20 protein-coding genes and 1 pseudogene are annotated in these 21,896 nt (G+C 69.6%); 10 read left to right on the forward strand and 11 right to left on the reverse strand.

From position 1 onward, the window contains the following. Positions 1-44 precede the first annotated feature (44 nt). Both ABEA24_RS52395 and ABEA24_RS52400 read right to left on the reverse strand, forming a co-directional pair. The gene (locus tag ABEA24_RS52395) at positions 45-1,829 is read right to left on the reverse strand and encodes an ABC transporter ATP-binding protein (protein WP_345444294.1); all 1,785 of its coding nucleotides are present in this window, start codon (positions 1,827-1,829) and stop codon (positions 45-47) included. Further along, entirely contained in the window at positions 1,826-3,712 is a 1,887-nt protein-coding gene (locus ABEA24_RS52400) for an ABC transporter ATP-binding protein (protein ID WP_345444352.1), read from the reverse strand. The genes ABEA24_RS52395 and ABEA24_RS52400 overlap by 4 nt, the downstream gene beginning before the upstream one ends. 291 nt (positions 3,713-4,003) lie before the next feature. Between ABEA24_RS52400 and ABEA24_RS52405 the strand changes: the two genes are divergently transcribed. The 8 genes from ABEA24_RS52405 (at position 4,004) to ABEA24_RS52440 (ending at position 11,171) form a co-directional block, all read left to right on the forward strand. Then, a complete protein-coding gene (locus tag ABEA24_RS52405) occupies positions 4,004-5,062 on the forward strand; it encodes a hypothetical protein (RefSeq protein WP_345444296.1) in 1,059 nt (352 codons plus the stop codon). Then, positions 5,059-6,150 carry a hypothetical protein gene (locus ABEA24_RS52410; RefSeq protein WP_345444298.1) on the forward strand — a complete coding sequence of 364 codons (1,092 nt, stop codon included), beginning with the start codon at positions 5,059-5,061 and terminating at the stop codon, positions 6,148-6,150. The genes ABEA24_RS52405 and ABEA24_RS52410 overlap by 4 nt, the downstream gene beginning before the upstream one ends. Beyond that, positions 6,147-6,986, forward strand: a complete 840-nt coding sequence (locus ABEA24_RS52415) for a sulfurtransferase (RefSeq protein ID WP_345444300.1) — start codon at positions 6,147-6,149, stop codon at positions 6,984-6,986. The genes ABEA24_RS52410 and ABEA24_RS52415 overlap by 4 nt, the downstream gene beginning before the upstream one ends. Positions 6,987-7,030: 44 nt before the next feature. Further along, a complete protein-coding gene (locus ABEA24_RS52420) occupies positions 7,031-7,990 on the forward strand; it encodes an aldo/keto reductase (RefSeq protein ID WP_345444302.1) in 960 nt (319 codons plus the stop codon). A 241-nt stretch (positions 7,991-8,231) separates the two neighbouring features. Then, positions 8,232-9,254, forward strand: coding sequence for a GTP 3',8-cyclase MoaA (gene moaA, locus ABEA24_RS52425; protein ID WP_345444355.1), 1,023 nt, complete (start codon positions 8,232-8,234; stop codon positions 9,252-9,254). Between the two features lie 21 nt (positions 9,255-9,275). Continuing rightward, complete coding sequence (gene moaC, locus ABEA24_RS52430; protein WP_345444305.1) at positions 9,276-9,776, forward strand: cyclic pyranopterin monophosphate synthase MoaC; 501 nt, start codon at positions 9,276-9,278, stop codon at positions 9,774-9,776. 1 nt (position 9,777) lies between these two features. Continuing rightward, the gene (locus ABEA24_RS52435) at positions 9,778-10,476 is read left to right on the forward strand and encodes a molybdenum cofactor biosynthesis protein (protein ID WP_345444307.1); all 699 of its coding nucleotides are present in this window, start codon (positions 9,778-9,780) and stop codon (positions 10,474-10,476) included. A gap of 74 nt (positions 10,477-10,550) precedes the next feature. Continuing rightward, a complete protein-coding gene (locus tag ABEA24_RS52440) occupies positions 10,551-11,171 on the forward strand; it encodes an L-threonylcarbamoyladenylate synthase (protein ID WP_345444309.1) in 621 nt (206 codons plus the stop codon). Positions 11,172-11,206: 35 nt separating this feature from the next. Here ABEA24_RS52440 and ABEA24_RS52445 read toward each other — a convergent pair whose 3' ends face one another. The 8 genes and pseudogenes from ABEA24_RS52445 to ABEA24_RS52480 all read right to left on the reverse strand — a co-directional run bounded on the left by ABEA24_RS52445 (position 11,207) and on the right by ABEA24_RS52480 (position 16,033). After that, positions 11,207-11,404, reverse strand: a complete 198-nt coding sequence (locus ABEA24_RS52445; protein ID WP_345444311.1) for a hypothetical protein — start codon at positions 11,402-11,404, stop codon at positions 11,207-11,209. 140 nt (positions 11,405-11,544) lie between these two features. Beyond that, complete coding sequence (locus ABEA24_RS52450) at positions 11,545-12,411, reverse strand: ABC transporter permease (RefSeq protein ID WP_345444358.1); 867 nt, start codon at positions 12,409-12,411, stop codon at positions 11,545-11,547. Further along, positions 12,411-13,136, reverse strand: coding sequence for an ATP-binding cassette domain-containing protein (locus ABEA24_RS52455; RefSeq protein ID WP_345444314.1), 726 nt, complete (start codon positions 13,134-13,136; stop codon positions 12,411-12,413). The genes ABEA24_RS52450 and ABEA24_RS52455 overlap by 1 nt, the downstream gene beginning before the upstream one ends. Positions 13,137-13,215: 79 nt before the next feature. Further along, positions 13,216-13,347, reverse strand: a pseudogene (locus tag ABEA24_RS52460) (ABC transporter ATP-binding protein); the annotation flags it as partial. Further along, on the reverse strand, positions 13,344-13,772 hold the full coding sequence (locus tag ABEA24_RS52465) for a lasso peptide biosynthesis B2 protein (RefSeq protein WP_345444317.1): 429 nt from the start codon (positions 13,770-13,772) through the stop codon (positions 13,344-13,346). The gene ABEA24_RS52465 and the pseudogene ABEA24_RS52460, both read right to left, overlap by 4 nt. After that, positions 13,769-14,056: a lasso peptide biosynthesis PqqD family chaperone gene (locus tag ABEA24_RS52470; RefSeq protein WP_345444319.1), complete on the reverse strand. Its 288-nt coding sequence runs from the start codon at positions 14,054-14,056 to the stop codon at positions 13,769-13,771. The genes ABEA24_RS52465 and ABEA24_RS52470 overlap by 4 nt, the downstream gene beginning before the upstream one ends. Then, entirely contained in the window at positions 14,037-15,923 is a 1,887-nt protein-coding gene (locus ABEA24_RS52475; RefSeq protein WP_345444321.1) for an asparagine synthase-related protein, read from the reverse strand. Before ABEA24_RS52475 ends, ABEA24_RS52470 begins: the two co-directional genes overlap by 20 nt. Then, positions 15,923-16,033, reverse strand: coding sequence for a lasso RiPP family leader peptide-containing protein (locus tag ABEA24_RS52480; protein WP_345444323.1), 111 nt, complete (start codon positions 16,031-16,033; stop codon positions 15,923-15,925). The genes ABEA24_RS52475 and ABEA24_RS52480 overlap by 1 nt, the downstream gene beginning before the upstream one ends. 543 nt (positions 16,034-16,576) lie before the next feature. Here ABEA24_RS52480 and ABEA24_RS52485 point away from each other — a divergent pair. Beyond that, positions 16,577-19,255, forward strand: coding sequence for a galactose-binding domain-containing protein (locus ABEA24_RS52485; RefSeq protein ID WP_345444325.1), 2,679 nt, complete (start codon positions 16,577-16,579; stop codon positions 19,253-19,255). 584 nt (positions 19,256-19,839) lie between these two features. Next, positions 19,840-20,160 carry a histone-like nucleoid-structuring protein Lsr2 gene (locus ABEA24_RS52490; RefSeq protein WP_345444327.1) on the forward strand — a complete coding sequence of 107 codons (321 nt, stop codon included), beginning with the start codon at positions 19,840-19,842 and terminating at the stop codon, positions 20,158-20,160. An 83-nt stretch (positions 20,161-20,243) separates the two neighbouring features. On the opposite strand, the gene ABEA24_RS52495 is transcribed toward ABEA24_RS52490, so the two are convergent. Then, positions 20,244-21,836 carry a purple acid phosphatase family protein gene (locus tag ABEA24_RS52495; protein WP_345444329.1) on the reverse strand — a complete coding sequence of 531 codons (1,593 nt, stop codon included), beginning with the start codon at positions 21,834-21,836 and terminating at the stop codon, positions 20,244-20,246. Positions 21,837-21,896 lie beyond the last annotated feature (60 nt).

The raw sequence follows: 21,896 nt of genomic DNA on the forward strand, positions 1-21,896 counted from the left end.
CCACGGGAGAGCCCCGGACGGTGATGATGGCGGATGACGGGCGGTCATCGGTACGCGCGCGCCTGGAGCCGGAAGAGCTCCGCGTACTGGCCGCCGTGTGCCATCAACGCGTCATGCGTGCCGTTCTCCAGCAGCCGGCCTCCCGCAAGCACCGTGATCATGTCGGCCATCCGCACGGTCGAGAAGCGATGTGAGATCAGCACGGTGATGCCCCCCAGGTCGCGGGCGGCGGCCGAGGCCGAGGAGGCGTAGCGGTCGAACAGCGCGTGCTCGGCCGCCGCGTCCAGGGCCGCGGCCGGCTCGTCGAGGACCAGGAGCCGCGGACGGTCCCGCATCAGGCACCGCGCCAGACCGACGGTCTGCCACTGGCCGCCGGACAGTTCGGCCCCGTCACCGTAACCGCGGCCGGTGAAGCCCGCCAGGCCGCCGGGCACGGCCTCGACCACGCGCTGGGCGCGTGCCAGGTCGATGGCGCGCGCCAGCGCCGCGTCGTCGCCCAGTCTCGCGACCTCGCCGAGACCGATGCCCTCGCGCAGCGTGAACTCGAATCGGTAGAAGTCCTGGAACAGCGTTGCCACCCGCGCGCGCCACTCCGCGGGATCCAGGTCCGCCAGGTCGACGCCGTCGACCAGGATCCGGCCGCTCGTCGGGGTGTACATGCCGCACAACAGCTTCACGAGGGTCGATTTCCCGGCGCCGTTCTCGCCCACCAGCGCGAGCGTGCGGCCGGCCGGGAGGGTGAGACAGACGTCGTCGAGCACGGGTGTGTCGGAGCCGGGGTAGCAGAAGCTCACGTGCTCGAACGCGATCCCGTGGGCGAACGCCTCCGGAGGCCGGACGCGCCCTGGGCGTCGGCCCGCCCGTGGAGCCGCCATCGCCCGCAGCGAATCGATGCGCTCGACGGTCTTCCCGGCGGACTGCAACACCGCGAGAAGCTGCAACGCCCCGGCGATCTGCACGCTGACCTGAACCGCCAGCGTGATGACGAGCACGAGGTCGCCGATGGTGGCGTGCCCTGCCGCCGCGCTCCTGATCACCAGGAAGATCGCGCCGCCGTAACCGACGGCGAAGATCAGCTGCCCCACGCTGCGCAGCGCGGCGCCCGCCGCCTGGCCGCGCCACATCCGCTCCGTGATCACCCTCCACGCCGTCTCCTGGCGCCGCAGCAGCTCACGGTCCGCCCCGACGATCCGCAGCTCCTTGACCGACTCGATCCTCGTCGCGAGCTCGATCAGATGCGCGTTGAGCCGGATCTGCTCGGCCGTCTGCTCACGTGCCCGTTCGAAGACCTCCTGAGCCTTCCGCGCGAAGACGACGGGCGGGACCGCCGCGAGCGGCAGGAGCGCCAGCCACGGGCTCAGGGCGATGAGGATGGCGCCGGTGATGACCGTCTGCAGAACCAGCCCGGTCAGTTGCAGTACGGCCTCCAGCGCGCGCGGGCCGCCGAACAGCGATTCACGGACGAGGCCGAGCTCGTCGGCGAAGGCAGGGCTGTCCAGATGCTCGACTCCCGGGGGGCCGTTGACCAACTCGATCAGCTCGGTACGCAGCCGTGACTCCTGCGTCTCGGCGAGCTCGAAATAGTCGAGGTGCGCGAAATGACTCATCATCAGTTGCGCGACCAACAGGGCCGCGGTCACGACCGCGAGCCAGAGGGTGGGCCCGACGCGGTGTGCGAGCGCGTCGTCGGCGAACCGGCCGAGGGCGAGTGCCGCCAGCGGCGTCGCGACGTAGCCGCCCAGCATGAGAACGACGGCGCGGGCGAGGCGGGCACGGTCGATGCGCATGCCGAGGGACAGCAGGAACCGGGCGGCGCGCAGGACGTTCACCGCATCGCCTCGGATCCGGGGAGGCCATCGGTGAAGAACCGGTGAGCCTGAAGGCGGAACAGCTCCGCGTATCCGCCGTCCCCGCGCAGCAGCTCATCGTGATCTCCTTCCTCGGCGACGCGTCCCTCGTCGAGGACGACGATCCGGTCCGCGCGCCGTACCGTGGAGAAACGGTGCGAGATGACGATGGTGGTGAGACCTTCCGTGAGCTCGATGAACCGGTCGAAGAACGCCACCTCCGCGCGGACGTCCAGCTGGGCGGTCGGCTCGTCGAGGACCAGCACCGAAGCCCCGGCGCCGACCGCGAACAGGGCGCGCGCCAGGGCGATCCGCTGCCACTGGCCGCCGGACAGGTCGACACCCCGCGCGTACCGGCTCGACAGGGGAGTGGCGAGATGTGCCGGGAGCGTGTCGAGGACGTCGGCCGCGCCGGCCCACTCCGACGCGGCACGCAGGGCGGCCTCATCACCGATGTGATCAGGCGCGCCCATCCCGATGTTGGCGGCCGCGTCCAGCTCGTATCTGACGTAGTCCTGGAAGATCATCGCGAGCCGCCGCTGCCACGCCCGGGGGTCGATGTCGCGCAGGTCGGCACCGTCCACGGTGATGAGGCCCCCGGTCGGCTCGTAGAGCCGGGCCAGTAGCTTGATCAGAGTCGTCTTGCCCGCGCCGTTCAGCCCGACGATGGCGGTCGACGTGCCGACCGGCAGTTCGAGATCCAGCCCGCACAGCACGTCCCGGTCGCCGTCCGGGTAGCGGAACCGTACGTCTTCGAAGCGGATGGCCTTCGCAGGCAGCTCCTGTACCGGGGACGTTTCCAGGGTCGTCCGCGCGACGGCGGGTCCGGTCCGCCGCGCGCCGGTGCGGAACCGCTCCTCCAGATCGGTGATCGTGTCGTAGGCCTGCATCCCGTACATCGTCTGCAGATCGCTCTCCGGGAAGAACGTGCCCATCCGCAGCGGGACGAGTATCGACTGGACGGCGAGGGAGAGGCCGAGTACGGAGACACCGCCCGCCGCCGCGCGGAGCTCGAGGAGCACCGCGACCGTGCCGACCAGCGCCACGAGGGTGAACACCAGAAACGGGGTGAAGTAGATTCGCCGCCTTTCCCTCCACCAGGACGCGAGGAAGGAGCCGGACTCCGACTCCGCTCGCGCGCGCAGCCAGGGAAGGATGCCGAGCACCCGCACCTCCTTGGCGACCGCCGGGTCGCTTCCCGTGTCGAGCACGTACCGCATCCTTCGCTGCGTCCCCGCGAAACGCCGCCGGATGACCAGCGACCAGCGGGTCAGCGCGCCCCGGCTCCCGGCGCGCACCACGGCCGCGACCAGCCCGATCATCACCCCGGCGGACGGGCCGAGTACCAGACCGACCAGGATCACCGCGCCGATGACCTGGACATAGCGGGCGATGAGTGCCAGCAGCCCGGCCGCCGCCGCTCCGGGTGTCTGTGAGCGCTCCAGCAGGCCCTGACGGGCCAGGCTCAGGTCGTCGATGACCTCCCGCTGTTCCAGGAGGGTCATCGGTGCGTCCGCGAGGCAGGCCGTCATCAAGCGGCGCATGCAGTGGCCGTCGATCCGCCGGGTCACCAGTTCACCGAATGCCGCCTGCAGCGGCGACAGCATGTTCTGCAGGACGAGCGCGCCGATCGCCAGCGCGAACGCCGACAGGACCCCCGGCCAGGCGTCCGGGCCGTGCCGCACGGCCGCGAGCGCGGGCACGCGCGTCAGCATCACGCTCGTGCCCACGATGAACCCGACGGGCAGTAGTCCGATGGTGAGGTTGACCAGGACCGAGGAGAGCAGGGCCGGCCGGCCTGCCAGCGGCAGCAGCCGGGCGATGGACAGCCAGCGCCGGCCGCGGTCGAGCGGCAGGTGACGCATCTCGCTCACCACCTCGTATTCAGGGCTCCGGTCGGTCGGCCGGGGACCCCGACGTCGGTGCGGTCACGGCGATCGCATGGTCGACGGCCGTCAGGAGAACGGTGCAGTTTCAAGATCGATCACTGCTGGTCCCCGACTGTAGACCGGCGATGGCCGCCTTCGCGGGGGATCTGCCGACCGGGCGGGCGCCGCTCGTCCGCGACGGTGTTCGATCAGGTCTCTGCAGGCCGGATCTTCCGTGGTTTACTGCGGCCTGTGGGAGATGATCAAGTTCGTCTGTCCGCCGCGGTGATGACACATCCCGCCCGCCTCGCTCGTGCGCAGCGGCTGGTACGCGAGGCCGAAGGCCACGACCTGCGCCTGGTCTGCGATCCGGCACCGGAGAAGGGCCCCGCGACGCTCCGGACCGCGCGGGCGGCTTGGGCCGCGGTCGAGCCGGGAGCGACTCATCATCTGGTCGTCACCGACGACACGGTCTTCGGGCCCGGCTTCCTCGACCACGTCGAACGCGCGGTACGACGGCGGCCGCACCAGGCCCTGGTGTTCTTCACCGAATGGGGGAGCCGGACCGCGAGCGCGCTCCGAATCGCGGCGCTGTGCGGCCGCCCCTGGACGGAGGTGGTCGACTTCTACCTCCCCGACCTGGCGCTGGTGATGCCGGCCGAGGTCGCCCGTGGTTTTGACGACTATGCGGCCTCCCTGCCCGAGGACACTCTGTCCGATCACGTGCTGCACGACCATCTGGCGCGTGCCGGGATGACCGCGCTCGTCTCGGTGCCGAACCTGGTCGACCACGCCGACGTGCCGAGCCTCATCCAGCACGAGCAGATGGGCCTGCGGCCCTCCGCCTGCTTCACACCCGAACTCGCGGCTGCCGGAGTTCCCGAAGGCGATCCGCTCACCGGCCTCACCACGGTGCCGTTCTTCTCCTGGTGGAACCTCCAGGCGGAGTGCTTCGTACGCGATGACGGCACGTCGTCGGAATGGCGCAAGGAACAACTGGCCGTCGTCCTGGCGCGCCGGGGCCTCACCGCTGCGGACGACGACGGAGATGGCCCGTTCGCGTCCGCGGTGGGACGGCTTGAACACCTTTCCGGATTGCTCAGCAGGTCGCTGTTGCGGACGCTCTGGCTCACGGCCTACGGCGTCGGCCTGATCGCGGCGGAGCGGTCCAGCGAGATCGACATGACGAGCGCCGCGGCGCGGACGTCGCTGCGCTCGCTCGCGCCGGGCGGGCTTCGCCGGATCATCGACCCCCAGGCGTCCCCGCAGGCGTACGAACTGCTGAACGCGTTCGTGGAGTCCGCGGTGCGAAGTGGCGTGGAGGGGCGAGAACGGGTGAGCTCGTGAGCGACATCCGGATCTCGGCGGCGGTGATGGCGCATCCCAGCCGTGCCGAGAACGCCAGAAAGGTCGCCGGTCAGTGCCCGGAACTGGAACCGCGGATCGTCTTCGATCCCGACCCCGGCACGCCGGGATCAACGCTGCGGACCGCCTTGCTGGCCTGGGAGACGATCCCGGACGCGGCGACGCATCACCTCGTCCTCCAGGACGACGTCCTGCTGTGCGCCGACTTCTCCGAAGAGGTCGCCGCCGCCGTCGCCAGCAGGCCGGACAGCCCATTGTTCCTTTTCACCGACTGGGGGACACGCGCCGCGCAGACCCTGCGGTTGGCGGCGTTGGGCGGGAGATCATGGGCCGAGGTGATCGACGAGGTCGTCCCGGCGCAGGCGATCCTGCTGCCCGCGTCCATGGTCGCGGAGTTCGTCGCCTTCGTGGCCGCGCATCCGGAGATCGGAGACGACGACGCGGTGTCGATGCGGGCCTTCCTCGACGCGCGGCAGGCCACCGCGTTCGTCAGCGTGCCGAATCTGGTCGAACATCAGGGCCTGCCCAGCCTGCTCGGTAACGACCTGTTGATGGGACACCGCAGATCCCCGTGCTTCGGCCACCCCCCGCGAAGCGCGTCCTCCTGGTCTTCGGCCGCGGTGGAGTGCCTCACCGTCGTGCCGCACTTCTGGACCGGCCGCTCGATCTGCTGCGTACGTGAGAACGGCCGGTGGGAGGACGTCACGACACATCACTGGCTCACGCGCAACGGAATGCCGTTGCCGGAGCAGATCGAGCGCTTCGAAGAGGCCGTTGACGCCGCCCCGGTCATGCCGACGGTGCAGGAGACGATCAGCCGGACCCTGGTCTTCGAATTCTGGCTCACGGCGTTCATGTTCGGGGCCGTGGCCGCGAGCCTGGGCGACGACCTTCCGGCCGCGGTGAAGCGCCCGTTGGCGCGCCGGTCACTGGACACGCTCCTCGCGGGCGGGCTGCGACGCCTGCTCGCGCCGGAGCGCATCGTCGCGGTGTCAGCGGAGTTCACGCCGCTTCTGCATGCCGGCATCGAGGCGGGAGCCTCGGCGGGCCTCTTCGGGACGGCGTCGTGACGTCCGCCCCGGCGCGGCCGGACCCGCTCATCGCCGTGGCCGAGCTGAGCCGGACGCTGACCGACGTCACGTTGCTGGACGTGCGGTGGCGGTTCCGCGGCCCGGTGGGACTCGCGGAGTACGGCGCCGGGCACGTTCCCGGCGCGGCCTATGTCGACCTCGACACGGAACTCTGCGCCCCGGCGGACGCGCGAGGGCGCCGCCCGGTTCCAAGTCCCGAGGCATTCACGGCCGCCATGCGCGAACACGGAGTCCGGCCCGACCGGCCCGTCGTCGTCTACGACGCCGACGATTCGAGCGCGGCGGCGCGAGGCTGGTGGCTCCTCCGTTACTTCGGCCACCAGGACGTGCGGGTACTCGATGGCGGCTATGCCGCCTGGCTCGCCGCAGGCCTGCCTGTCGAGTCCGGTCCGCCGGAGCGCCGACGGGGAACCTTCGTCGCCGTTCCCGGGAGCATGCCCACGCTGGACGCCGAGGGTGCGGCCCGAACCGCGCGAACCGGCGTGCTGCTCGACGTACGCCCGGCCGAGCGGTACCGAGGCGAGGGGGACCACGCCAAAGAAGTGCCGGGGCACATCCCCGGAGCGGTCAGTGCTCCTGCGCTGGACAACGTCACGGCGGACGGTCGCTTCCGCGCGGCGAGCGATCTGCGCGGCAGATTCGGCGGGCTCGGCACGGCACCGGTCGGCGCGTACTGCGGCTCCGGCATTCTCGCCGCGCACGCCGTGCTCGCGCTGCGGGTCGCCGGTATCGACGCGGCTCTGTACACCGGCTCCTGGAGCCAGTGGACCATGGATCCCGCCCGCCCGGTCGCACTCGGTCCCGGAACAGGATGAGCGCGATGGCGGCGAAGGTCTCGAGGGAGCGGTGCTGACGCGGAATGGACTACGCGCATCTAGGGCGCAGTGGCCTGTCGGTGAGCAGGCTCTGTCTCGGCACGCTCAACTTCGGCCGGCTGATCTCTGAGGAGAACGCCCGTGCCCTCATGGACCGGGCTCACGAGTGCGGTATCAATCTCTTCGACACGGCCAACGTCTACGGACACCCCAGGGGCGAGGGAGTAGGCGAGGCAATGATCGGCCGCTGGTTCGCCCTCGGCGGCGGGCGGCGTGACCGGACGGTGCTTGCGACCAAGCTGTACAGCCCGACGGGAAGTTGGCCGAACGAGGGTCACCTGTCGGCCTTGAACATCCGCCGGGCGTGCGATGCCTCCCTGAAGCGCCTGCGGACCGACTACATCGATATTTATCAGATGCATCATGTCGACCGTGAAACCCCGTTCGAGGAGATCTGGGAGGCCTTCGACGTCCTCCGCCGGCAGGGGAAGATCCTTTACGTCGGCTCATCGAACTTCGCCGGATGGCATATCGCGAAGGCGCAAGAGATGGCCCGCCGAAGAGAAACCTTCGGTCTGGTATCCGAACAGTCCATCTACAACCTTCTCCGGCGCACCGTGGAACTGGAGGTGCTGCCCGCCTGTCAGGACTATGGTGTCGGCGTGCTCGCATGGAGCCCGCTGGGTGCGGGCTTGCTCGGCGGTGTCCTGCGAAAACAGGACAAGGGCTATTCGGCGTCAGTGGAAATCGGCGAGCACCGTGCCAGGATAAGCGAATTCGAGGCGTTCTGCGATGAAAGTGGCGATCATCCGGCGCGCATCGCGCTGGCGTGGCTTCTGCGGCAGCCTGCGGTGACCGCGCCGATCGTCGGGCCGCGCAATGTCGAGCAACTGGACGAAGCCGTTCGCTCACTCGAAACAAAAATAGACCGAGAAATGCTCGCCCGCCTGGACGAGATATTTCCCGGCCCCGGCGGAGCGGCTCCTGAGGCGTACTCGTGGTGAGTTTCTCGCCGAGTCATGACCGCCGTGCGACGCGTTGACGCGACGGTGAACTCATGGTTGATCGGCCGGTACCGCGAGTGCTCGCCGCGCGGATGATCATCCAGCCTCCCCCCGTATCGCTCGAAGATCAAGTCTTGTGCGGCCGTTTTTTCCTTCCTAGCATGGTGCCCGAAATGCCCTGGCCTTGTCATTGTGCGACTGGGCGCTACGGCGCGAGTCGGCCATCGATTATTGGGGCCTTATGCGAATCGTTGATGCGCTGCGACGACCACTCGGCCACCTACGCCTGTCCGTGATAGACAAGTGCAATCTCCGCTGCCAGTACTGCATGCCCGAGGAGGAGTACAACTGGCTGCGCAAGTCGGACATTCTCACCTTTGACGAATACCGCAGACTGGTGGAGGTGTTCGTCGGGCTCGGCACCGACAAGATACGCCTGACCGGTGGTGAACCGTTGCTACGCGGCGGCCTTACCGAACTCGTTGCCATGCTCGTCGCCATCCCCGGGATCCGGGATCTCGCGCTGACCACCAATGGCGTTCTCCTTCGCAAGCACGCTCGGGCACTTCGCGAGGCAGGACTGCACCGGCTGACCGTGAGTCTCGACACCCTCGACGCCGACCGTTTCGCGAAGCTGTCCCGGCGTACCAGCCACTCTGCGGTGATGGACGGCATCCACGCCGCCGTCGAAGAGGGGTTCACGCAGACGAAAATCGATACGGTCGTCATGCGGGGCGTCAACGATGACGAACTGCCGGCGCTGCTCGAGTTCGGTAAGACGGTCGATGCCGAAGTGCGGTTCATCGAGTACATGGACGTCGGCGGCGCCACCAACTGGGACGGTGACCTGGTCTTCAGCCGGGCGGAGATGCTCGCTGCCCTGACCGCCGTCTACGGAGAGATCAAAGAGGTCCCCAAACTCGACAACGCTCCCGCCGACCGGTTCGCGCTCCCGGACGGCACCGTCTTCGGAATCATCTCGTCCACCACGGCGCCGTTCTGTGCCACCTGTGACCGCAGCCGCCTCACGGCCGATGGCATGTGGTATCGCTGCCTGTACGCATTGACCGGCACTGACCTGCGCGAACCGTTGAGGTCCGGCGCCACCGCCGAGGAGTTGGGGGAGTTGGTCGCGGGTGTCTGGCGGCAACGGCGCGATGAAGGGGCGGTGGAGCGTTTCAAAGAGCGCCGGCGAACCACTTTCGTGAGCGTCCAGACGCTCAGGAACGATCCGCACCTCGAAATGCACACCCGGGGCGGTTGATCGCGACACCAGGAGGCCCTGATGCCCGAGCACGCTACTCCCGACATGCGGCTGACCCACCTCGATTCCCTGGGCAACGCCCGCATGGTGAACGTAGGGGACAAGGCCGTCACCCGCCGAGAGGCGCAGGCTTCCGGCTTCGTGGTCATGCGGCCGGCGACACTCGATGCCATCGTCGGCGGTGACGTCCCGAAGGGTGACGTGTTCGCGACCGCCCGGCTCGCCGGAATCATGGCCGCCAAGCGAACCGACGAGCTCATCCCGCTCTGTCATCGGCTGGGGCTGGACGGTGTCAACGTCACCCTGTCGGCGCTTCCGCCCGACCGGGTGGCCATCACCGCACGGGTCGCCGTCACCGCCCGCACCGGCGTGGAGATGGAGGCTCTCACCGCGGTCTCCGTCGCGGCATTGACCATCTACGACATGTGCAAGGCGCTCGACAGATCCATGCGGATCGGCGACATCCAGCTCGACGAGAAGAGCGGCGGACGTAGCGGCCACTACCAGCGAGAGAAACAGTGAGATGACGATGCAGGTCCGGGTGCTGTACTTCGGAATCGTTCGCGAACGGATCGCCAACACGCGCGAGGAACCCGTCACGTTGCCGGTCGGTTCCTCCCTGAAGGATCTGATGAGCCGCTTGTGCGGCAGTCATCCGGGCCTCGATCGCATGGCCGCTCACCTCAAGCTCGCCGTCAACGAGGACATCGTCGACCTGCAGCATCGACTCACCGATGGTGACGTCATCGCGCTGATCCCTCCCGTGGCCGGCGGTGCCGAGCCGTACTGCCGGATCACGGATCAACCGCTCAGCCTCGACGAGGTCCTCGCGGCCGTCTCCGGTCCCGGCAAGGGCGGCATCGTGATCTTCATCGGCTACGTTCGCGACAACAGCCAGGGCAGACCGGTGAACGAGCTCGAGTACGAGGCGTACGGGTCGATGGCGCACAGGAGCCTGGTCGAGATCGTCCGGCAGTGTGAATCCGCCGCGCCGGGGGTCGGGGTCGCTGTGGCACACCGGACCGGCCGGCTCAAGGTCGGCGAGGTCGTGGTCATCGTCGCCGCATCCGCTCCTCATCGTGGCGAGGCATTCCAGGCCGCCCGGGACTGCGCCGAGCGTCTGAAGGCCGAGACCCCCATCTGGAAGAAAGAGATCGGCCCGGACGGCGAGGTGTGGGTGGAAACACCCGACGACCTCCAGTTGGACGGTCCCGTGACCTGATGCCGGAAACCGGCCCGTCCGGATTCTGCGGGCGGGCCGGTGATCGGTCATCCGCGTCACCTAAGCTTTCGCAGATGGCCAGGTACTTCGACGTGCATCCGGACAACCCGCAAGCCCGGGCGGTCCGCCAGGTGGTCGACCTCATCCGTGCGGACGGGCTGATCGTGTACCCGACCGATTCGTGCTTCGCGCTCGGGTGCCGTCTGGGCAACAAGGACGGCATCGACCGGATCAGAGAGATCCGCCGCCTCGACAGCGGCCACCACTTCACCCTGGTCTGTAAGGACTTCGCGCAGCTCGGCCAGTTCGTCCAGGTCAGCAACGCGCTGTTCCGCTCGATCAAGGCGGCGACCCCCGGGAGCTACACCTTCATCCTGCCCGCGACGAAGGAAGTGCCGCGGCGGCTGCTGCACCCCAGAAAGAAGACCGTCGGCGTCCGGATCCCCGATCACGCCGTCGCCCAGGCTCTGCTGGCCGAACTCGGCGAGCCGCTGCTGTCGAGCACGCTGCTCCTGCCCGACGACGCCGAACCGATGACCCAGGGGTGGGACATCAAGGAACGGCTCGACCATGCCGTGGACGCCGTCATCGACTCCGGCGAGTGCGGTGCCGTGCCGACGACGGTGATCGACTTCTCCCAGGACGAGCCCGAGATCGTCCGAAGAGGCGCCGGAGACTTGTCCCTCTTCGAGTAGCGCGACCGCGTGACCGGGGGTCCAGCGGAGAGATGTCACTTGCTGGGCTCGGGCGTCTTGCAGGAGATCTTGGGGTTCACGCCCGTGTAGTTGAGGGGGCCCGCGATGATCGTGACGAGGAGCGTGCCCGCCTGGGAGCAGTTCTTCGGGCCGCTGCTGTAGTAGTGCCGTTGCCCGGCGGCGATGGCTCCGATGATGAGCCACAAGATGACCACGGCCGTGGTGACTTTCATCCTCACTCCAACGACGACGTCGACCGCGATCGGCGTCGGTGCCGATCACATGTCGACGGATGGCGGCATGGACGCCGGGCCTGTACCCAAATATTGGTCAAATAGGGCTGTCATGCCGCTGCGCTGCGCTGATTCGTCTTTCACACGGTGCGGGAGAAGCGGCGGGCGGCCTGGAACAGGGCGATGAGGCCGACGAGGGCGATGGCCGCCAGCTCGGCGACGATCGGGGGATGCCAGGGGTGGGTGGGGGGCATGGCGGTGTGGGCGGGCAGGTACGCCTGGATGGTGCGGCGCAGCACGTCGGTCATGTAGAGGAGCGGGTTGATGACCATCAGGGTGACGAGCCAGCCGGGCGCCCGGGTCGTCGGGAACAACATGCCGGACAGGAACGTCATCGGGAGCACGATGGCGCTGGCCGTGGCGTAGAAGGTGTCGATGTTGGTGATGCTGACGGCGAGCAGCGCGGTGAGCGCCGTCAGGACCAGGGCCAGTACGGCTATTTCGAAGATCAGTGTCGCGAGCAGCAGAGGGTTGTAGGGGACACCGGCGACGGGCGCGAGGACGAGGACGGCGGTGCCCTGGCCGATGGCGATGGTGGCGGCGCCCAGGCACTTGCCGAGCAGCAGGGTGGAGCGGTGGACAGGGGCGACGAGCATCTCGCGCAGGAAACCGCCCTCGCGGTCGCGGACGATGGAGCCGGCGGAGCCGACGGCCGCGATCTGGACGGCCAGGAGGAGGACCCCGGGGAACAGGAACGTTCGATAGTCGCTGCGGCCGGCATGGGACACGAGGGTGCCCAGCCCGGTACCGATGATGAGGAGATACAGCATCGGCTGCAGCAGGGTGAGCACCAGGTGGACGCGGTTGCGGACGTATCGGGTCGTCTCGCGCCGCCAGAGGGCGAGGGCGGCGCGTAGTTCGGCGACCGGCGACCAGCCGGCGTCGTCGGCGGTCTGGTCGCCGGTCGCGGTCGGTGTGATGCGCGGGTTGCGGCGCTGAAGCATCATCAGTCCGCCTCGGGGATGGTGTGGCCGGTGTAGTGCAGAAAGACGTCGTCGAGGCTGGGGCGGGTGACCTCGATGGAGACGATGGGGACGTCCAGGGCGGCGCAGAGGCGGGGCACGGCGGTGTCGGCGCCCCGCAGGCGCAGGTGCAGCCCGTCGGGTCGCAGAGCGGCGGCCAGACCCAGATCGCGCGCCAGCACGGCTTGTGCACCCGCGTCGTCGCTGGTGCGCAGGTGGACGTGGTCGGTGCTGAGGGCCGCCTTGAGGGCGGAGGGGGTGTTGCAGACGACGATGCGGCCGTGGTCGATGATCGCCATGCGGTCGCAGTGTTCGGCCTCTTCCAGGTAGTGCGTCGTCAGGAAGATCGTGATCGGCTCCTGCCGGCGCAGGTGGCGCAGGTGGTCCCACACGCGGGTACGCGCATGCGGGTCGAGGCCGAGGGTAGGCTCGTCGAGGAACAGCACGCGGGGCCGGTGCAGCAGGCCGCGGGCGATCTCCAGGCGGCGTGTCATCCCGCCGGAGAAGGTGGCCGGGCGGGTCCGGCGGTGCTCGGTGAGCCCGACCAGGTCCAGCATCTCGGTGATGCGGGCACGCGCGGTCGGGCGGGGCATCCCGTACAGCGTGGCGTGGACACCCAGGTTCTCCTCGGCGGTCAGGTCGTCGTCGATCGTGGGCTCCTGGAAGACCACCCCGATCCGGCGGCGCACGGCCGCCGGGTGAGTGCTCACGTCCGCCCCCGCGACGAGGGGCGTACCCGGCGGTCGGGCGGACCAGGGTGGTCAGCATCGCGATCGTGGTCGACTTGCCCGCGCCGTTGGGCCCGAGGAAGGCGAACATCTCCCCGGTCCGGACCGTCAGGTCCACGCCGTCCACCGCGGTCAGGTCGCCGTACGTCTTGGTCAGCCCCCGGGTGACGATCGCCTCCCGCCCCGATGTCATGGAGGCGCGGCGGTCGTCGGCGGAACGGTGATGGTGGGGGTGTGGTAGCCCGGCGGGTACGGTTCGTCGATCGGACGGCCGTCGACCTCGACCCAGGCGTGCGCGTAGAAGGGGTGGAGGCGTACGCCGGTGCGCCAGGTGGGCCAGGTGCCACGCAGACGGCACAGCAGGGCGGTGGCGATGGAGCGGGGCAGGCAGCCCTCGCCGGCGCAGGACAGGCTCACCGCGATGACGGCGTCACGGGCGGCCTTCGCCTGGGCGGCGGTGGCCGGACGGGCGCCGCGCCGGGCCGCGGCGAGTACGGCGCGGATGCGGGCCGGCGACTGGCGGGCGATCACATGGGCGGCGGCGACCGCGAGCAGAGCGGCGGGGCGCTGCCGCCAGGGCAGCCGAGGCCGCCGTTGATGGACGTACGAGACGCTCATCGCTGCTCCAGAAGCCCGGCGCGGGTCAGGTGGGCGATCAACTGGCGGGTGTCGGTGTCGGCGTGGGCGGCGGCATCGGGGTACGCGGCCGTCAGGCGCGCGGCGACCTCGGCCGGGGTCGCTCCCTCCATCAGCCCGGCCACGATCAAATGGGCGGAGGGATTGAGCTGGTAGTAGCGGCCGGTGCGTTCGTCGAGCAGCACCGCCCCGTTCTGCCCGCCGCCATCGCCCGGCTCGGGGTCGGCGGGGGTGAGAGTGACGCGGTCAGGTAGGCGCGTCTTCACGGACCGGACCTCCCTTCCGCCGGCCGATGGTCGAGCCGGTGTTCTCGGCGCCGGAGGGTTGAGCGCGCAGCCAGTTCTCGACGGCGACGAAGGTGATGAGGGGGAGCGACCGGCGCCCGGTCTCGGCAGGGGTCCCGGTACAGACGTCACGGAGGGCCGCGGGGTCGGCCAGGCCGTACTCGACCAGAAGGGAACCGTCGGCCAGGGCGAGCACCTGGTCGCGGTGCGCGCGCAGACCGTCGTAGAAATCGGCGGAGAAGTCGGCCTTGGTGGTGCGTGCCAGACATTCGGGTGGCACGTGCGGGCGCATGGCGGCAAAGGTGAGGGCTTTGTAGACGCCGGGGACGACACGATGGTCCAACCTGACGGCCAGGGCCGCGCTCATGACGTGGTCGTCCAGGAAGGGAACGTGCGTGGCGGCGCCGACCTGGCCGGTGAGGTCCCGCAGGGCGGCGTAGGTCGGCGCGGTCCTGAGCACGTTGGAGATGATCTGGTGCTGGGCGCGCTCGGTCGCGTACGGGCGGGCATCGCGCGCGGTGACGCGCAGACGTCGCGCGACCGCGTCGACCGCGGCCGGGCTCACCCAGGCGGGCAGCCGCAGCGGCATCTCCCAGCCGAAGTCCGGGTGGCCCATCGGCGGCTCCGGCGCGGTCAGCTGCCGGACCTGGTCGGCCAGCCACTCCGAGTAGGTACGGCGGTCGGCCAGCGCGCGGAGGCACGACCAAAGGGGCCAGCGTTCTCGGGCGCGGCCGGCGCGCAGGCGCGGCCACAACGCGGACGGCCGGGTGCGGGCGACATCGTGCAGATAGCAGTGCGGGACGACGGTGAGCTCATCCCCGCCGTGACCGGTCAGGTGGACGCGGGCACCGTGCGCGGCCAGGAGGGCGGCCGTGCCGGTCTTGCACGCCAGGGGGTGCAGCGGGAACATCGGCTCGTCCAGGCCGCGCACCGGAGTCGCCACATCGGCGAACCAGCGGGCCGGCTCACCCGGCCGGGTTCTCACATGCTCGCCGCTCAGATGCCGCAGGGCGCGCCAGGCCCATGCGGCGTCGTCATGGGCGGGGTCGCCGACCGCTCTGGCGAAGGTGACCAGCCGGCCGTCACGGCGGCGCACGGCGGCATCGGCCAGAAAACTCAGCGGGGTCGAATCCAGGCCACCGGACAGGTCACAGGCCACCACCATGCCCGGTCCGACCCGCGCGTTCACGGCCTCTTCCAAGGCCGCGGCGAACGCCGGTGCTCCCCGGCCGAGCGATACCTGCGACTCGGGCGGAGTCCACCAGGCCCTCAGCCGAAGCCCGCCCGGGTCGATGTGGGCGGCGCTGCCCGGCGGGACCGCGCTCACCCCTTCCCACAGCGGAGCGGACAGGGGCGCCGGAACCAGGCCCAGGAGCCGGACGGCCAGCGCCTCGACATCGACAGGCGCTCCCCGCAAAGCGGCGAGTACGCTCGCCCGGTCGCTCGCCACCACCGCGGCGCCGTGCCCGCCGCCCAGACGAGTGAAGAAGATCCGCCGCAGGCCCGAGGCGGTGCCCTGCACCCGCACGCGGTCACCCACGACGGCGATCAGGTGGAAGCTGCCGGGAAGGCGCGCGGCGACCACATCGGCGTCTTCGAGGCAGTCGATCCGCGCCGCCAGGTTCTCCAGCAACGTGGCGGTGACCGGCGTGTCGCCGATCACCGCCAGCCGGACCACGCCTACCTGGGCGCGGACCACGGTGCCGTTCGCACCGTCGGCCGAGGCGGTCACCAGGCACGGCCGGCCGGACACATAGTCCAGAACCGTCCCGCCTCCCAGCAGCCGCCTCGCACCGGTGCCCGCGGCGCTGTCGGGCAGCACCACGAACCAGGTGGAACGGGCGTCCATCAGCTGCGGCCGCCGTAGTCATCCGTGCCGCTCGAGTAACCGCCGCGCGTCACGACACCGAACACACCGAGTTCGGTCACGCGCGGGGGCTCATACGCCGTCAGCTCCATAATGCGGTCCCTGAATGTTCCCCTCCTTTCATCGGTCCCATCGTTCGTGCGCACTTCGTCCTACCCCGGAGCCGATGACATCCACATTTGCCAGTGTAAAGGTTACATTTAGTAAATAAAGCGGATAATCCGGCTATAGTTTGATTTACTCCGCAATTCCCGCTAACTGTCAGGGCGGCACCGGCGGCCTCGGTCATGCTTCCAGACGGCCGCAGCGGCCGCCGTGCCCCATTTGCGGCCGGCTCGGCACTTGCCTGGCGGGATCCTCCGGCTGCGGCCGGTCTGAGCGAACGCCGGGATCGCAGGCCGGGGTATTGACCTCGGCTTCCGTCCCCTTCTAGTCTCCGGCTACAAACATCGGATGTATCTGGCGGTGTGGAGGTCGAGATATGCGCTGAGTCGTCGGCCTCCGGCACCCGTCACCGCGGCGACATCGCCTCGACCGTTGCCGAACCGTGCCGCTCACTGCCTCATCGGCGCCGGCACGGCAGGCGCTCATTCCAGAACCGACCGATCGACGCCAGCCGCACGTTGGGAGATCCGATGTCCGTACGCTTGGCCGCCGCCCTGGCCGTCACGCTGTTGACCGGCGCACTGGGTACCGTCACCACCTCGTCCGCGGCGGCCGCGCCGGCCCGGGTACTGCTGTACGCGGCCCCCGGCGGATCGGGACAGGCGTGCACCCGGGCACGGCCCTGCTCCGTGACCGGCGCGCAGGAGCGCGAGCGGCAGGTCCTCGGCACCGCCAAGGGCGCGGGCAAGGACGTCGTCGTGCGGCTGGCCGACGGCACGTACCGGCTCACCACGCCGCTCCGATTCGGGCCGGCCGACTCGGGCCGCGACGGACATCGGGTGATCTGGACCGCCGCGCCCGGCGCCCACCCGGTGCTGAGCGGAGCGACGCGGGTGCGGGGATGGCGGCCGGCCGACCCGGCGAAGCACGTCTGGTCCGCTCCGGTGCCCGCCGATCTCGAGACACGTCAGATCTACGTCGACGGCCGCGAGGCGCCGATCGCGCAGACCACCCCGGCCGAGCAGGGGGTCACGTTCGCCGCCGCCGACGGCGGCTACACCACCTCACCGGACTGGGCCGCCAAATTGCAGGACCAGATCGGCGCCGCCGCCATGGCACGGGTCGAGTTCGTCTACACCGCGGGCAACGGGGACTGGACCCAGTCGCGCTGCCGCGTCGGTCCGGTCAGCGGCGCGACGGTGCAGATGCAGCAGCCCTGCTGGCGGAACATCACCGCCCGCCCCGTGTTCACGCAGGCCTCCGGAAGCCTGCCCAACATGAAGCCCGGCACCGCGCCGACCCGGATGGAGAACGCCTACCCGTTCCTGCACCCCGGACAGTGGTATCTCGACGCGGAGCGGCATGTGCTGAACTACGTTCCGCTGCCGGGGCAGGACGTGGCACGTCTCGACGTCGAGGCGCCCCGGCTGACCTCGCTGGTCACCGGCGCCGGCACGCTCGACCAGCCGGTGCACGACATCACGTTCACCGGCCTGCGGTTCGCGTACGCCACGTGGAACGAGCCGAGTTCGGCCGCCGGGTTCGCCGACGTGCAGGACAACCTGCGGCTCACCGGCGACGACCCCGCCCACCCGCAGGGCACCTGCACGTTCGGGAACCCGCCGGGGACCTGCCCGTTCGGCTCGCTGACCCGGGAGCCGGGCAGCGTCCAGTGGCATGCCGCGCACGACGTGACCTTCGAGCGGAACACGTTCACCGGGCTCGGCGCTGCGGGGCTGGTGTTCGAGTACGGGAGTCGGCACAACACGGTCGAGGGCAACGTGTTCAGCGGGATAGCGGGCAACGGCGTGATCCTCGGTGACACCATCGACCCGCACCCGGCCGACGTCGGCGCGGACGACCGGGAGATCAACGAGTACAACACCATCGACGACAACCTGATCGAGCACGTCGGGACCGACTACCCGAGCGCGGCGGCCATCACACTGTTCTTCGGCCGGCACACGTCGGTGACGCACAACGACATCCGGGACGTGCCGTACACCGGGATCAGCGCGGGCGTCATCCAGGGACACGTGGACAACGTCGACCATCCGGACAACTCGACGAACGTCAACAGCGACAACACGATCAGCGGCAATCTCATCCACGGCTTCATGCAGGTGCTCAGCGACGGCGGCGCCATCTACGTCGAAGGGCACCAGGGCCAGACCGTCCGCGCCACCGACGGCTCCGTCGACCGCGCCGCGAGCGTCGCGCACGGACTGCACGCCCAGGGCAACGTCGCCTACGACCAGGCCAACGTCAACTTCACCTGGTACGACGACGCCGGAGCGGAGTGGATCCACTGGGACGGGAACGTCGAGTGGAACGGCAAGCTGTCGCAGGGCGGCTGCCAGACCACCGGGCACTTCGACGTGACGGGGAACTACTCGGCACAGCCCATCGGCCAGTACCACTGCAACCCGCCCGGTGGCACCGACGTCACCTACACGGACAACGCGACGCTGCCCCTGCGTCCGATGGCGACGGACCTGCCGGCGGGGACCGTGGGCGCCGCGGGCCTGCAGGCCGGCTTCCGTGACCTCGTGACCGGCCGGCCGCCGCTGGTCCGCTACGCCCAGGCCGAGGGCCGTACGGTCTTCGTGGCGGGGGACGGGTTCACGGCCGGGACGCGGGTGAGCTTCGCCGGGAGGCCCGCCGGCGGGGTGCGCGTGCTCTCACCGGCCTTCCTCGTGGCCACGGCGCCGTCCGGGGCGCCCCTGACCGCGGTGACCGTCACCACGCGGGCCGGAACGGCATCCGGCGCGGTGCCTCCGCCGAACGTGGCATTGGGCAAGCAGGTCACGCAGTCCTCGACGGTGTCCGCCAACTATCCCGCGAGCTACGCGGTGGACGACGACCTGAACGACTACGCCGGCACGAAGACCGAGGCGCAGCCGTGGTGGCAGGTCGACACGGGAGCCTCCTCCCCGATCGAGCGGATCGCGGTCTACAACCGGGCGGACTGCTGCGCCGCCGGGCTTGCGGACTACTACGTCTTCGTCTCCGACACGCCTTTCGTGTCCACCTCGCTGAGCGACACTCTGGCTCAGCCAGGGGTGTGGTCTCACCACGAGACCGCACAGGCCGGGCGGCCGACCACGATCGACGTCGGTCGCACCGGCCGGTACGTCCGCGTCCAACTCGCCGGGACCGGCCAGCTCGCGCTCGCCGAGGTCCAGGTTCTGACCGCGCCCGGCCGATGAAGCCGGGATCGCCGTCGAGGTGAACGTTCGCGGCGGTTCAGGCCGGGACGGTGAGGGTGGCGGTGTAGCCGGAGGAGTAGAGCGAGTATCCGCCGGTGGCGTTGCAGTGCCATAGATAGACGGGCGCGCCGGGGAAGGCGCGCAGGAGCCGGTCTCGACCGTAAGCTTGATCGTGAGGGGGACCCCGGTGGCGGTTCGACTCATGCCGCCGAAGCTGGATCGGATGTCGCTGCGGACGATGCCGCTTTGGGGCAGCACGTTCGGCCCGTTGGAGCCGTCGGCCGGGTAGGGGCCGGCGGTCTCGCTGGGAATCTCTGTGCAGGCGGCCGCGTCGGCGTCGGCCTTGCCCGGCAACGCGGATGCCACGGCCGCTATGCTCACGCCACCCACGAGAAGGAGTGCCTTGCGCCGGCCGAACGTGACCAGGTCGAATGAGAGGCCTCGGTCGTGGTCGTGCAGTTCTTCATTCATGACCGGGAGCGTAGAAGTGGCCTCGCGGGCCATGAAGGCCCTTCATGAGAGTTTCATGAGAAGCCGAACTGCTTACGTTACTATTATTGCCCGGAAACCCGGGAAGGAGCAAAATGGCTGAGCAAGTCATTAAACGACTTATCGACGATCTGGACGGCGACGAAGCGGAAGAGACGGTCTCGTTCGCTGTCGACGGGGTCATGTATGAAATCGACCTCAGTGCCGAAAACGCGCGAATACTGCGTGACCGTCTGTCGCCGTTCGTGGAGCGTGCGCGGCGGGCCGGTGGCGTCCGGCACCAGCCGAGCCGTGCCGTTGCCGGCCGTCGGCGCAGCGCGGATATCCGCGCGTGGGCGAAGGCCAGTGGAATCGACGTCAACGAACGCGGCCGTATCCCGGCGACGGTCGTCGAACAGTACGAGCAAACGCACTGACGTCGTGGACGCCCACGCTGCGGCGTGTGTCGGTCTGGAGCCGCACCGGGCGGGCGCCCACGGGACGTCGCTCGATCACATGGTCACGCCCGGTGCCCGCCGTGGGGCTTGCGGAGCACGAACCGGTCCAGCTGCTGGTAGTCGGCGGAGCCGAGGTCGGCGCCGTAGTGGGTGACAGTGATCTCGGTGTTCCCGCCCGGGGCGTGCGGCTCGAAGTCGAACGCGGCGAAGCCGTACGGCCGCTGCAGGTCGCGGTACGCGGACCAGGGCGCGGGCTCGGTGGTGGTCTTGGAAGCGCGCTGGGTCGTCGGGTCGCCGGGGCCCACGTCGTAGATCACGACGCCGTCGTGCGGTGAGTCGAACGCCGACCACGGTGTCGCGGAGGAGTGCCCGCCGCCACCGATGATCATGTGCACGGCGCCCTTGGTGGTGTCGATGACGGAGGCATCGGTGGCCTGCGGCGCCGGCGTGAGCAGCGAACTGCCCGGCAGCACCCCCTTGACCGGGAAGGTCCGCTCGAAATGATGCTCGTGCCCGGCCACGACGAGGTCGACGCCGTACTTGTCGAAAAGAGGGAGGAATTCCTGACGGATGCCGAGATCGGCGCCGTTGAAGTGCGCGGAGGACATCGCGACCTGGTGCATGCAGACGATGATCCAGTCGATGGCGGGGTCATGGCTCGCCGCGCGGAGCGTCCGCTCCAGCCAGGCCTTCTGCGCCCCGTGGCTGTATCCGCGGATGTAGGGGTCGTACCCCTTCGCCGCGTATCCGGGGACATTGTCGCGCCGGTACGCGCTGAACGCGCCATCCTGCAGGCACACGTCGTCATTGTTGATGGAGATCACGCGGATCGGGCCGACCGTGAAGGCGTACCAGTTGCCGGAGAACTCCCGCGATCCGTTGTGCGGCAACGTGAAGCGGGTCTGGTACGACAGGTAGCCTTCCGGCCCGTTGCCGACCTCGTTCTCGTGGTTGCCCGCAGCGGGCATCCACGGGCGATTGCGCGCCGAACGCTGATTGTTGTTGAAGAAGGACTGCCACGTCTGTACGGGCGCGTCACTGACGTTGGCGTAGCAGAGGTCGCCGTTGAGCAGGTGGAACAGCGGGTCGAGCCGCTCCACGGCGTCGACGATGTAGCCGGCGTTCGGCGTGGCCGGCCCGAGCCCCTTGCCGACCTTGGCGGGAATTGCCTGGTCACCGAAGCTGGTGAACCGGAAGCCCTTGGAACGGCCGTGGGGCGCCGTGCGGAACGACCCGTCGAGCGGCGCCGCGCCGCGGTGCGCCACGTGGTACTCGTAGCGGGTGTCGGCGGCGAGCCGGGGCAGGACGGCGTGGTACGTGTAGACGGTCTCCCCGGTGAGGGCCTCGGTGTAGACCCGCTCCTCGGCCTCGATCTCCGAACCGAGCCCGTGACCCGGCCTGCCGAGCCGGACGACCGGACGACGGACCCGCTGCGGCGCGGCCCAGGACACCGCCACCTCACGGGCGGCGTCCGCGCCGAACTGCAGGTGCAGCTGCTCCGGCGCCGGCGCTCCGGCCTGGTCCGGGGTGGTCACCAGTGCCGCGGCGCTGCCGGGCCGGGCCAGGACGGGCGCGGCGATGGCCAGCCCACCCAGCCCGCGCAGGACCTGCCGCCTGGCGACCTGGTCGCGTGACTCATTCTGGGACTCGGCCATCAGGACTCCTTATCGATCGATATCCGGGAGCACGATCGTCGTCGCTGGTAATGAAGGCGT

The organism is Actinoallomurus vinaceus (genome assembly GCF_039542055.1).
Taxonomy (GTDB): Bacteria; Actinomycetota; Actinomycetes; order Streptosporangiales; family Streptosporangiaceae; genus Actinoallomurus; species Actinoallomurus vinaceus.